Here is a 13,450-nt window from a genome sequence, read left to right as displayed (position 1 = left end):
TTTCATTCGGTCTGCGGCTCGGCGTTCCTGAACTCGCGGGACAATCCCTTGACGTGCTCTCCCATGCACGTCACGGCCATCGCGACGGCGTTCTGCGTCTTGTCGTCGTTGAATTCCTCCTGTCCGTCCTCACTCGTCCGGTTCCGCTCCGCATTGGCGATTTATTTGCCTGAATGATGCCGCCAAGCTGCGGAAAGTTCGATAATCGTTGGAATTCCGCCAAAAATTTATTTGCTTGGTATTTGCTTTGCGGTATGCTGCGGCGATACACTGAAGGCATTGATCGTCATTGTCGAGCGGAAAGTAGGTGGGCCGATGCCCGAAGATTACGTGGCGCTGGTGATTCGACTGGCGCAATCCGTGTCGGAAACGCAGACGATAGAGTTCAAGGATTCCAACGCTCGATTTGAGATGATCGGACGTGATATCGCCGCCTTGGCGAATTCCGCTGTAGTGGAAGGTCAGGATTATGCCTATATGGTGTGGGGAATCGACGATTCCAGTCATGCGGTCATTGGAACATCATTCAATCCGCTGACCGCCAAGCGCGGCAATCAGGAGTTGGAGATCTGGCTTCGCGTGAAGCTGTCCGATAACGCGGAGTTTCAGTTCATTCCCGTGGAAATTGACGGGAAAACCGTTGTGGTGCTGCGAATCTGGCCGGCCATTGGATATCCGGTTTCCTTCGACAACGTCGAATACATCAGATCGGGAACGTCCACACAGCCGTTGCAGAAGAACACGCAACGTGAACAACGACTTTGGGATTTGACGAGAACCGGCGCATTCGAGGATCAGATCGCCATGCGGTGGCTGAGTCGCGATGAAGTACTGTCCAAACTGAATTGGGCCAGATACTTCACCCAAACCGGTATCCCCCTGCCGGAAGGCGGGTCGGGCATACTGCACTATTTGATTGCCGATTCGATAGTCAAGCCGTTGGACAGCGGACAATACGCTATCACCAATTTAGGCGCATTGCTGTTCGCCGTGAAAATGGACGATTTTGAAACCGTTTCCAGAAAGGCTATCCGCATCATCCGGTACACAGGCAAGGATCGGCTATCCGCAACCCGGTCAAAGACATTCCCCGGAGGATACGCGGACATCGACGCCATACTGGATTACTTGCAGGCGCTGCTTCCGGAACGGGAAGAGATCGACCGTGGTCTTCGCGTAACTGTGCAAGGATATCCTGAGCTTGCGATTCGTGAGTTATTAGGCAACATGCTCATTCATCAGGATCTCACGGTGAGGGGCAGCGGACCCTTGGTGGAGATCTTCGAAGATCGTGTGGAATTCTCCAACCCCGGATCTTCTCTGATCGAAGTATCGCGTCTGGTCAACGATCCGCCGCAATCACGGAATCCGAAGCTGGCAAAACTGGCACGGAGACTGAACATGTGTGAGGAAGCCGGTTCCGGATGGGACAAGATCATACGTTCCTGCGAACTTATGCAGCTTCCGGCTCCGGAGATTCAGGAAACACGTGGAGATGCCCCCAGTATGAGAGTGCGGCTCATGCAGCGTCGGCCTTACCGCAACCTGACAGTAGCTGAACGCATGCAGGCGTGTTATTGGCACGCGTGCGTGCAGTATGCCAATGGCGATTTTCTGACCAATGCGTCGTTGCGCATGCGCTTCGGTCTTCCGGCCACGTCCAGCTCGCAAATCTCGCGGCTGATATCGGAAAGCATCGAAGCGGGACTGATCCGCCTAGCTGACGCGGATGCGGCAAACAAGAAGAGGCAGTATCTGCCGGCATGGGCGGGTGTCTCAACGGCTGCGGATATTGCGCAGAATTTATTTGCCTGAATGATGCTGCCAAGCTGGGAAAAGTTCGATAATCGTTGGAATTCCGCCAAAAATTTATTTGCCTGGTATTTGCTTCACGGATGATTCACAGACGATCCGGCTATGTTTATGAGCGCGAGTCTTGAGTCGGGGATGATGCCGAGACGGAGCAGAAGAGCGTCCGCGACCCGTCCCCGCCGCCTCCCGCGCAACCGCAGGGCAAGACCAATGCCGCGTGTCGATGGCGTTCCGTTATACAATGCCAATGATTGCACATACCCGGCCGCGAATCCGGCCAACTCACAGAGAGGGGTCAATGATGATTGAAACGGCACAAGCGTTCGGCGTGGACATCGGCGGTTCCGGCATCAAGGCGGCGCCGGTCGACCTGGAAAAGGGCGAATTCGCCGAGCCGCGCCTGAAGATCCTCACCCCGGCAGTCTCCACCCCGCAGGCCGTCGCCGCGATCGTGCGCCAGCAGCTCGACCACTTCGAGGTTCCGGACTCCGCACCGGTCGGCATTGCGTTCCCGGCCCCGATCAAGCCCGGCCAGAAGCTCGACTTCATGGCCAACCTCGACCAGTCGTGGATCGGCGTCGACGTGACGGAAGTCTTCTCCGAAGCGTGCGGCCGCCCGGTCGTCGTCGTCAACGACGCGGACGCCGCCGGTCTCGCCGAACAGCAGTACGGCGCGGCCAAGGGACAGAACGGCCTCGTCATTGCGACCACGCTCGGCACCGGCATCGGCACCGCACTCATCATGAACGGCACGCTCGTGCCGAATACCGAGCTCGGCCACATCATCCTCGACGAAAAGCACCTCGACGCCGAAAAGTACGCGTCCTCCGGCGTGCGCGAACAGAAGGAACTCGGCTACAAGAAGTGGGCCAAGCGACTCACCAAGTACTACGGCCTGATGGAAAAGTACTTCAACCCGGACCTGTTCGTCGTCGGCGGCGGCGTGAGCCGTCAGAGCGACAAGTTCCTGCCGTACATCGACATCAAGACGCCGATCGTCCCGGCCAAGCTGCGCAACGAGGCCGGCATCGTCGGCGCCGCGTACTTCGCCAGCACCAAGCAGTGACGACACTTCGCGCGTAAATCCTTACCGGCTCCTCCCTTGTGGGGAGCCTTTTTGCTGCCATATGGGCGATGTTGCTCTCCCTCGTGGCGGAAAATGCTCACTGAGATCGCCGTGAGCGAGCATTTTCTGCCACGACGTGGTCGGAGTGGCGGTTTTCGCTCACTGACAGTACTGTCAATGAGCGTTTTCCGCCACGGGTGATTGACGGGTTTTCGTGATGCGTGGCTAGACTGACAGCCATGCGATTTTCCTCAAGAGTCGACATCAGCGCGCCCAATCCGATCGCCGCGGCGGAAGCGGCCGCCAAGCGCCAAGGCACCGTGCTCGGCAAGCTCAACGATTCCAACCCGACCCGTCACGGTCTGGCCCCGGCACTGGTGCCGGAAATCTACACGGCCGATCCGCGCGGCCCGCGCAAGGCGCGCGAGGCGCTCGCCGCGTTCCTGACCGCGACCTATGCTCCCCGTGCCGCTGCCGACGATGATTCCGTCGCATTCGACGCCGACGGCTCGGGATCGGACACTGCGAGCAATCGTACGAATGCGGGGGCGGTTGGTGCCGCCGATTCGGTCGAGCCGGTCAATCCCGACAGCCTCTACATCCTCAGCTCCACGTCCGAAGCGTACTCGTGGCTCATCAAACTGCTGTGCGACGCGGGCGACGCGGTGCTCGCGCCCAAGCCCGGCTATCCGCTCATCGAATCGATCGCCCGTCTCGAATGCGTTGACACGGTCGAATACCAGCTGCAGTTCGACGGATCGTGGTACATCGACGTCGCCGAACTCGAAGCACTGCTCGACGACGCGAACGTTGGCGAGCGCATCCGCGCGCTCGTTCTGATCAACCCGAACAATCCGACCGGCTCGTACGTCAAGCCCGCGGAGCGCGAGCGGATCGTGGCGTTGTGCCGCAAGCGCGGCGTCGCGATCATCGCCGACGAAGTGTTCTACGACTACACGCTCGAGCCGTTCGCCGGCAACGCGCGGCTCGCGGGGGAGCCCGGAGTGCTTACGTTTGCACTGGATGGGTTCTCGAAAATGCTCGCCGCGCCGCATGCGAAGGTCGGCTGGATCCAGGTGTCCGGTCCGGCCGGCGACGTGGCCGAAGCGCAGCGTCGGCTCGACGTGATCGCCGACGACTATCTGCCGATGAGCGACATCATCGCGCGTGATATTCCCGCGCTGCTCGACGCGGCCGGCAGCCAGACGGATCGCGTGCGCGCCCGCGTGCACGGCAATCTCACGACGCTGCACCGGCTGCTCGACGCGGACGAGCACGGGCTGGTCAGCGTGCTGCGCGCGGAGGGCGGCTGGAACGTGCTGTTGCGTGTGCCGAGCGTGATCGACGAGAACGAGCTCGTCCTCGCGATGATCGAACGGCACGGATTGAGCGGCCAGCCGGGATACTTCTTCGACATGGCGTCGAACGGATATCTCGCGATTTCGCTGCTGCCCGAACCGGCCGAGTTCGAGCGCAACGTGCGCGCCGTGCTGGATACGGTCAACGGGCTGGTGGGGTAGCAGTAGCGGTATCACGTTTTGCGTGATGCTGCGTTGATAGCGGCACGCCCGTGCCGCAGACGCTCCCTCAGTCCGCTTCGCGGACAGCTCCCTCAGCCGAGGGAGCCGAGGCTCCGCCAGCTCTTCACGCGTTTACTGACGTTGCTTGGTTTCCTCGTACTTCTTGCGAATGAGATCGGTGTAGCACGCGGCGGCGTCGGCGGGGGAGCCGTCGAAGACGATGTCGTGCTCGTCGAGCACGATCGTGCGGTCGATCGCGTACTCCGGGCGCTGGATCAGCTCGAGGTCGTGCGTGGCGAAGATCACCTGCTTGTCGTAGCTGAACAGGGCGCGCGCCACGTGCGCGGATCCGATCTCGTCAAGTCCCTTGGTCGGCTCGTCGGCCACGATCGCCGCCGGCGCGAAGCTCAGCGCGGACGCGATCGCGAGCAGATGCCGTTTCTCGCTGTCGAGCGCGCTGGCCGGCTGCATCGCCACGGACGTCAGGTCGAAGTGCGCGAACAGCGCGCCGATCGTCTCCTGCCGCGCGGCCTCCGGCACCTTGTGCTTCTTGAGCGGCTGGTCGATCGCCTCGCGGATGTCCTTGGCCTGATAGTAGCTTTCCGGAATCTCCTCGCGGCGCACGCGGCCGACCAGATCCCCGATGCGCTTCAGGTCGCGGCGGTTCGCCGTGTCGAGCGTCTCGCCGCCGGCCGTGACCGTCACCGTGCCGACGGACGGCTTGAGCGCGCCGTCGAGCAGCTTGAGCAGCGTCGTCTTGCCGGATCCGTTGAGTCCGATGATCGCGACGCGGCGCGTGTCCGGGCCGATCGTCAGGTCAACCGGCAGCAGGCCGATCCCGTTGTCGTCGTAGCGGTGGCCGGCGCCGGCGACCGTGAACGTGACGGACGACGGCTTGTCCGCCGCGCTTTTGCCGCCCAGAAAATCAAACAGTCCCATGCTTCCACAGTGTAGTCGGCATGGGACTGTTCGAGATGAATGATGCGGTGGCTCTGACGCTCCCCCAGTCAGCATCATAGGGCGTTTGCAGGCGAGGAGCGAGCGACAGCGAACTGACAACACAGTCAGCCGAAAGACTGTCCTGCATTGCACACGCTGCGGCTACCGCCGGTTCCGGAACGGGCCTGGGATCTCAGGCGAAGTAGAAGCCCTTGAAGTCGTACTGGTAGACGCGGTAGATGTACGCGGTGTTGAGCTCCATCTTGTACTGGACGAGCTGGTTGCCGTCCGCGTCGTACTGGCCGAACAGGCCCTGCATACCCGAATCGATGAGCACGTTGCCGTTGGACAGCACCTGCGCGGAGCTTACGTACGGCGAGTACGGCACGTCGAACGAGGTGACCTCCTTGTATGTGCCGGCCTTCTCGTCGACCAGATACTTGCGGTACTGCGAGTTGGAATCCTTGTCCTTGCTCGACTGCGCGGTCGAAATGCCGCTGATCACGGTCCAGTCGAAGTCGGGGCGGGTCATCGCGTAGCCGAAGTTGTTGTCGAACATATAAATGTAGTACTGGCCGTCCTCCAACGAATCGTCGGCCACGTACGTGATGGAGTGCTGGCCGCCGGTGTCGCCGAAGTCGCCGTCCTTGGTCAGGAACGCGTCGGCGTACGACGTGCCGTCCCACACGGACTTTTCGCCGATCATGTAGTCGAGCGTGGGCGTGCCCTCCAGATCGTTCACCTTGATGATCGTGGACGTCTCGCGCGCGGAGAACAGCGCGGAGCCGTCGGGCAGCAGCTGGATCGTGTTACAGTGCAGCCAGTCCCAGCGGTTCGTGGCGGTCGGGTCGGATTCGTCGATGCCGGAATGGTCGGTGGTGGACTTGTAGTCGGCGAACATTTCGCCGAAGTCGAGCAGCAGCGTCGTCTTGCCGGTGCTCGTGTCGAGCTTGACGACCTGGTCCTGCACGGCGTGGTCCTCGCGGCTCAGATCGGTGGCGAGCAGCACGATGTTGCCGTCCGCGTCGAGCGCGTAGTCGTGGTGGAGGATGAAGTCGCCGCCCAGATCGTAGATCTTCTCGAGCTTGCCGAGACGGTTCATGCCGACCATCGTGTGCGTGGACGCGGAGAACCACATGAGACCATTGTCGTCGAACAGCAGGCGGTGCGAACGGTAGTACTTGACCGGCACTTCGCCGCGCAGCACGCCGTTCGTGTCGTAGTAGTACATGAAGTCCTGCTCGTTGCTGTCGTTGCCGAGGATCGCGTACAGGCCGTTGCCGAGGTCCTCGCCGTCCTTCGCGGAGACGGTCTGCTCGAGCGTGACCGCCTCGGTGCCGAGCAGCTTCGGGCCCTGATGCGTGATCGTGTAGTCGAGCGAGAGGCCGTTGTCGTCGGTGAGTGTGAACTTGATCGTGTTCTCGACGCCCGGAATCAGGCCCAGCACCAGAAACTCGTGTTCGGTCTGGTACTCCTTGTCCTGATAGGCGGTGGCCGTGAAGTCCGGATAGCCGTCGGCGGAGACCGTGTACGTCACCTTGGTCTCGTACTGCGAGTTGAAGTACACGTACAGCGACGTCGTGTTCGTGCCGTACGGGTTGTCCTGCACGTAGATGTCGTCGACGGTGCGCTCCTTGGCGTCGCGCGCCTTGACGAGCTTCTCCTCGGCCATCTGCTGATAGTCGTCGGTGTACACGTTCGCGATCTGCGCGTTAAGCCGTTCGATGCGGTGCTGCTTGATGCTCGCGTCGACGTTGTCGTACGAGAACAGGCACAGGCCGACGGCGACGACGAGCGCGACGGCGGCGGAGACGATGCGAATGGCGGTGCGTTTGCCCGACATGACGGTCTTGGGACGGGTGGGTTGGTTCATGGTTCGATTAGCTCGGTTCCTGCAAGATGAATGGTCGGTAACGTGCGGATGAAGAATTCGCTATCGTCCATTAGTATGACTCGAGACTTGGAAAAACCGGGCGTGTCGCTGAACGTCAGCTGAAATTCAGCAGCGCGAACCAGCAACGCACCTCGTAGAACAGCCCCGGATTGTTGGCGGTCAGCGAATCGTCGCGCCCCGGTACGAAGCACGAGGCGATCATCACGGCCAGGCAGGCGAGCATCACCAGCATCATCAGCAGACGCACTGCGCGCCGGTGCAGCGGCACGCGGCGATACTTCGGATCGTCCGTCTCGTCCGCCTCGTCGGCCAACGGTTCGAACGCGTCGCCCCCTTCCATCAGCCGCAGCATCGCCGGCATTGCGGGCAGCGCGAACAGCCATCCGAAATCGGCCATGTACCGCCATCCAAGGCCGCCGGCCAGCGAGTCGATCACCACCATGGCCAACGCCAGCACCAGCGACACCATCATCGCGCCACGATACGGGCGCGGCACCAGCCGTCGCAGGCGCGGCATCAGCAGCGCCAGCAGCGCCAACGGGCACAGCACGAAGAACCCGCCTACCATCGGCTCCGTGAACCCCCATTGCGGCAGCGGCGCCGGACTGATCGACAGATACGGGAACGACCACGTGAACCGCAACGGCAGCAGCAGATAGTAGACGATCATGTACGGCAGGTCGACGGGCGGCAGACTGTAACGCGTCATGTCCGTGACCGTCAGCTGATAGTCGCTGCCGAAATCGAGCGGACCGCCGAACCGCGCCGCATTGTACGCCATCAGCGGGGCGACGACGACCAGCGCCGGCACGACGATCGCCAGCGGCGCGCGCAACGCGCGGGACAGGCGCACGCGACGGGCCGCCAGCCCGCGCACGATGCCGCGGATCTGCGGCCAGAACAGCGGAAACGCCAGCAGCGCGGACAAGGCGAACGTCGGACGGCAGCCGAAATTCGCGGCGATGCACACCGCGCCGCCCGCCAAATGCGGCAGCGACAGGGGAGCGCCGTCCGCAACCGTCCAATCAGCCACCACCGTCACGCCGCCGTCCGGCCGGCCGTCGCCGACCACGCGGTGCGCCGGCTGGATCGCGCCCAGCCACAGCCACAGGCCCAGACAGGTAAACATCAGCGAAGCGGCGATCGGCACCGAATAGAAATTCGTGCGGAACCACAGATAGCTCGCGTTCGTGGCCAGCAGGAAGAACACGACGATCATCGACGCGCTCGCCACCGACGTGCGCGGCGCGACGCGGGCCAGCAGCCGCACGACCAGCAGGCACGCGAACACGAGAAAACCGAACATGAGCAGCAAATCGGCGGCTCCGGTCGGCAGGCTCAGGCCGCCGTCCACCCACAGCGACGTGACCGCCTGATACGGCACGAACAGCAGCACGGCCGGCAGTACGCCGAAATACGAATACCAGCGGCCGTCATGAAACGCGTGATCCCAGTAGATCGGCGTGACGCCCTCCGCCAGCAGCCGGTTGCGCGTGACGATGTCGTACGGGTTCGCCGCATCCGCCAACGCCTGCGGCACCGGCAGATCCAGCCACGCGTGGCCGTGCAGCAGCGCGTCCGCCGTCTGCGCGTACTGGTCGAAATCGTACGTGTATCCGCCCTGCTCGTGGAACGTCAGCGGGGCGGCGTTCGCGATCTGCCAGCCGACCGCCCACAGCGTCATCACGGCCGGCACCGCCAGCGCCAACGTCAGCATCCGCCGCTGACGGCCGTCCGACGGGTCGAGCCGCGTGCGCCACAGACGCGACCCCGGCCGCCACAGCATCACCAGCATCACCACGAACGCCAGTACGGCCACGCGCAGCCAATCCCACTGGAACGGCACGCGCACGTTCGCGCGCACCGCGGCGATCGGCACCACCGAGTCCTTCGGCTCCTCGACCCACATGCGGATCGTCGACGCGGCGTCCGTGCGCACGAACCGCGAGCGCGGCGACGCCGTCGACACCGCCTGCGCACGGCCCGCATCCATTCGGCCGGTCCGCGTCGTGTCGTTCAGCCGCACATGGAACGTGGACAGCGGGCGTTCCTGCGTGGTCTGCGTTGTGCCTGCGCCGTCGTCCGTCTTGCCGGCGCCGTCGGTCTTGCCGGTGTCGCCAGCCGTGCCTGCGCCGTCCGTCTCGACCAAGTCGACGCGCGCATACGCCGACGTGCCGTCCGCCTTCACCTCGAGCCACGCCCGCGTCGGATCCGTGACCTTCAGCATGCCGCTCGCCGTGCGCTCGAGGCCCGGGCCGAGCGTGTTCTCGGCGGCCGACGTGTCGGTGCTGGCCGCGAGCGTCGTCCAGAACGGCAGATTGAACACGGCGCATTCGAGCGCGACGATCACCAGCATGGACGCGCAGATGCACAGCAGCGTGCGCGGGCGGACGATCGGACGGCGGAACTGACGGAGAGAAGAGGGCATCCCATTATTCTATCGGCTTTATTCTATCGGCTTCATGTCGGGTTGGTCGGGAAGAATGTGGGGCATGCCACAGCACACACCACACCATAATCATGGCCTCGGCGTGCCGGCCGTGATCGATCGGCTGGTGCGTACCCTCGACGCGCGCTTGCGCGGCCGCAGGCCCACGTCCGGCAACTCGTCCAACCCGCTCGGAGCCGCGCTCAACACCCTCGGCGACCATGCCAGTGACGAGGATCTGCTCAAGACGTTCAAGGAACACGCCATCGTGCTGTCGCCGTTCGTCAAGCGGCGCGTGTTCGACCAGCTGACCGGCGTGCCCGACGGCATCACGCTCGGATGGGCGCAGCTGCCCGTCCGGCAGGGCAGCGTGCTCTCGCTCGGCGTGTTCTCCGACCGCACCCATTTCGCGCAGCTGGCGCTCGCCGACAGCAAGGGGCGCGTGTTCATGTGCCATGATCCGGAAACGGACACGCAGGGCATGCAGTGCGCGTTCATGTTCGGCAAGGAAAGCGATCTGAAGCTGCCCGACGGGCCGCGCTTCGGCCATGATGCGGCGGCGAAGGGGCGCGCCGCGGGGCACTCCGGCCGCTCGCCGCGCGTGCTGGACGTGGTGCAGGGCGGCATCGTGGGCCGCGACGAGACCGGACGCATGATCTGGCTCGCCTCGTGGCTGAAGGCGGGCAACCGGTACACGCTCGAACAGGTGCGCGCCGAACTGCCGCCGTCCATGCGCTTCGACCTTGAATACCGCGACGCGATCGCCGTCGCGTTCTTCGCCGCGTACCTGCTGCCGATGTTCCACGGGCTGCTCATCGGATTCGGCGCGGGCAACATCTTCCGCCGACTCAACCGCGAGGCGCCCATGGGCGCGATCCGCCGCTGCCTGCGCGACACGCTCGACGCGCGCGCGCACGGCATGCGCGCCTCCGGACTCGAGGACCATTTCGCGGACCTCATGCACGAGGCCGGCGCGCTCGAACCCACCGCCGGGCTCGAGGCGGTGCACGGCGCCGAGCCGATGCACCTGTACACGTCCACGTATTCGGGCAACTACTTCTTCACCTGGGATTCAGGCCTGCAATTCCCGGCGGCGTTGAAATCGCTGCGCATCGAGGGCAACCTCAACCGGTTCGCGGCCGTGAGCGCGTGGCTGGAACGCAACGCGAAGCTCGGGCTCACGCCGATCGAGGACACGGTCACGCGCGCGCAGGCCGCGCAGATCGACTGGATGCTGCTCGAGGATCCGGCGTTGATCGCGCTGTCCAGCTCGGACGCGACGAACGGGGCCGCGGACGACGAGGCCGGGCGCGACGGCTGGCATGCGGTCATGCGTCTGGTCGACGAGGCGCGTGCGCAGGCCGGGCGTATCGCCGAACGCAATCCGGATCCGGCAGGGGCTTCCGGGGCTTCCGGTGTCGGTGCATCTGGCGTATCCGGTGCATCCGGCGCCGGTTCGGAATGGCTGTACCGGCAGACCGTGTCCACGCTGCTGCGCAGGCTGCGTCTGCCGTACCGCTTCGACGTGGAGTTCCGCTCGAATCTCGCCTCCGGCGAGGCCGCGGTCGGCTTCACCACGGCCGGTCCGATGATGATGCCGTCGAGCCGTTACGATGCGGCGCGCCACATGTGGGTCGCGCTGTCCGACGACGAACGCGCGGCGATGAGCGCCTCGTACAATCTGCGCGTCGGCCTGATGATCGCGGCCATGATGTTCGGTGCGAACGATCGCATCCGCAGCGTGTCGGTGCACGTCGACTCGATCGGGCTGGAGGAGGCCGTCGCCGAACAGGATTCGGCGATTTCCGACATGGCCCAGCAGATGATGCACACGCTTGACCGGTTGCGTTTCGGCGACGTGGGACTCGGCGGCGGCAAGGCCGATCCGAAGGACGGCGACTGGCACGGCGACCCGTCGCGCACGCCGCCCATGTCGGTCGACGAAGGCCCGTCCGCGGACATGCCCGACATGTCCGGCGCGACGGAACCGTCCGATGACGCGCGCGCCGCGGGTCCCGCGCTCGGCGACGGGGCGGACGACGCGTCCGCAGCGTCCGGCGACGGGGACTCCGCCGCGTCGCGGGACATGGACCATGCCGACAAGGCGACCGTCGACAGCCAGTTCGAGGATCTCATGCGCGGCGTCGACTTCGACGAGGTCGCGTTCAACATGCCCACCGGCAACACCGGCGATTCGACCGACGACATGGGCGGCGACGTCGACGACGCCGGCGGCGACGTCGCGCTGCCGGCCGACCCGAGCGACCCGCTCAGCGCCCTGCGCGCCAACCCGACCGTGCGCACGCTGGCCACCGTCACGTTCACACGCGACGCGCTGCTCGCGCGGCTGTATCAGGACGGGCTCGAACACCCCGCCGACACGTACCGCATGTTCGACGCGAACATGTCGCTCGACGGACACGGTGCGCTGCGCGAAACCGACGCCGGCTTCGACCTGCGCGACAGCCGGTTCGCGCCCGCCGGCGCGCAGGAGGAACCCGAACTGTCCGAAGCGGCGTTCGCGCCGGCCGTCTCGCGCGTCCTCGGCGCGCGCGACGCGGCCGACCTGTCCATCCAGCGCGTCGACCTGCTGCAGCACGGCGTCGCCGAATTCCACCGTCTCGCCGCCGACGACGCACTGCCGTCCGTCGACAAGGCACAGCGCGCCATGCGGCTCATCGACCGCATCGCCGACCCCGAGCTCAGCCGTCTCGCGCCGCAGGTCACCAGCGCGCTCATCGACGGCCGGGACACGCCCGACATCACGTTCCAGCTGTCCGACGAGCTCAACCGCGAGCGCGGCAAGGCGCGCGACCTGCTCTTCTCCGGGCAGATCGACCGCGCGATCGACGTCATCGAGGCCGAACTCGAACGGCTCGACGTCATGTACGCGAACAATCCCGGCGTGCCGCGCTACTTCAACTCGTACGCGGAACGCGTCGTGTACAACCGCCTGTTCGCCACCTCCGGCGAACAGACCGTGCTCATTCCCGACGACCTGTTCTACGCGCACATGGAAGTCGCCGACATCCTCTCGCAGGTCAAAGGCGCGCAGGCCGCGCTGCCGCATCTGAACGCGATGGTCTCCTATGCGCCCGCGTATCCGCTGTCGCATCTGAAGCTCGCCATGCAGCTGGCCCGCAGTGAGGACTGGGATTCGGCGCGTGCCGCATGCCTGAACGCGCTGCGCGTCGCGCTCGACCGCGACGACGCCGCGTTCGCCTACTACCGTTTTGCCTACGCGGAATGGATGCGCGACCAGTTCGACGTGGCCGTGGCCGCGTACATCATGAGCGATCACATCAGCCCCGGGCAGATCGGCGCGCTGGACGGCGAACTGCGCGAGCTCGTCGCGCGCGCCGACTCGCAGTGCGTGCCCGTGCCCGACGGCGTCGACGCGGCCAAGGCCGTGCTCGCCGCCCATGATCTGCCGATCTGGCCGCACACCGAGGTCGCCGGCATCGTGAGCGACGCGGCCCGGGTGTGCGTCGACCACGGCATGTTCGTGCCCGCGCGCACCCTGTCGGTCGCGTGCGCGCGCATGAACGACGACGAGAGCGATGGGATCGACGTGATTCAGGCGCAGTTTTTGCGGTCTCTTAATGCTTAGGGCTTAGGGCTTAATGCTCTTAGGGCTTGGGGCTTAGGGCTTAGGGCTTGGGACGGCCGGGGTTTCTTTCTGGTTCCCGGGATTTCGCTGAAAAATCCCGGGAACCAGAAACCTCACATTTTCAAACAATCGTACATTGCGGTTTGGCGGAAAATAGCGGTTGTAACATCCAAAACCTCAC

At 64.4% G+C, this 13,450-nt stretch carries 7 protein-coding genes; 4 read left to right on the top strand and 3 right to left on the bottom strand.

The window, feature by feature from the left end; genetic code table 11:
- Nucleotides 1-315: 315 nt before the first annotated feature.
- The 3 genes from KIH79_RS01835 to KIH79_RS01825 all read left to right on the top strand — a co-directional run bounded on the left by KIH79_RS01835 (nt 316) and on the right by KIH79_RS01825 (nt 4,398).
- Nucleotides 316-1,815 carry an ATP-binding protein gene (locus KIH79_RS01835; protein ID WP_051923778.1) on the top strand — a complete coding sequence of 500 codons (1,500 nt, stop codon included), beginning with the start codon at nt 316-318 and terminating at the stop codon, nt 1,813-1,815.
- A 298-nt stretch (nt 1,816-2,113) separates the two neighbouring features.
- A complete protein-coding gene (ppgK, locus tag KIH79_RS01830) occupies nt 2,114-2,878 on the top strand; it encodes a polyphosphate--glucose phosphotransferase (RefSeq protein WP_219057881.1) in 765 nt (254 codons plus the stop codon).
- A 239-nt stretch (nt 2,879-3,117) separates the two neighbouring features.
- Nucleotides 3,118-4,398, top strand: coding sequence for a pyridoxal phosphate-dependent aminotransferase (locus KIH79_RS01825; RefSeq protein ID WP_219057824.1), 1,281 nt, complete (start codon nt 3,118-3,120; stop codon nt 4,396-4,398).
- Nucleotides 4,399-4,530: 132 nt separating this feature from the next.
- Here KIH79_RS01825 and KIH79_RS01820 read toward each other — a convergent pair whose 3' ends face one another.
- From KIH79_RS01820 to KIH79_RS01810, 3 genes are all read right to left on the bottom strand, one after another.
- Nucleotides 4,531-5,337 carry an ATP-binding cassette domain-containing protein gene (locus KIH79_RS01820; RefSeq protein ID WP_219057823.1) on the bottom strand — a complete coding sequence of 269 codons (807 nt, stop codon included), beginning with the start codon at nt 5,335-5,337 and terminating at the stop codon, nt 4,531-4,533.
- 193 nt (nt 5,338-5,530) lie between these two features.
- Nucleotides 5,531-7,180: an aryl-sulfate sulfotransferase gene (locus KIH79_RS01815; RefSeq protein WP_219057880.1), complete on the bottom strand. Its 1,650-nt coding sequence runs from the start codon at nt 7,178-7,180 to the stop codon at nt 5,531-5,533.
- Nucleotides 7,181-7,325: 145 nt separating this feature from the next.
- Nucleotides 7,326-9,659, bottom strand: coding sequence for a glycosyltransferase (locus tag KIH79_RS01810; protein WP_236023527.1), 2,334 nt, complete (start codon nt 9,657-9,659; stop codon nt 7,326-7,328).
- A 64-nt stretch (nt 9,660-9,723) separates the two neighbouring features.
- On the opposite strand from KIH79_RS01810, the gene KIH79_RS01805 reads away from it, so the two are divergent.
- On the top strand, nt 9,724-13,269 hold the full coding sequence (locus KIH79_RS01805) for a tetratricopeptide repeat protein (protein WP_219057822.1): 3,546 nt from the start codon (nt 9,724-9,726) through the stop codon (nt 13,267-13,269).
- Nucleotides 13,270-13,450: the final 181 nt, after the last annotated feature.

The organism is Bifidobacterium miconis, from assembly GCF_019331735.1.
Classification (GTDB): domain Bacteria; phylum Actinomycetota; class Actinomycetes; order Actinomycetales; family Bifidobacteriaceae; genus Bifidobacterium; species Bifidobacterium miconis.
Note: the sequence above shows the minus strand (reverse complement) of the source record. Positions and strands in the feature narration are given on the sequence as shown.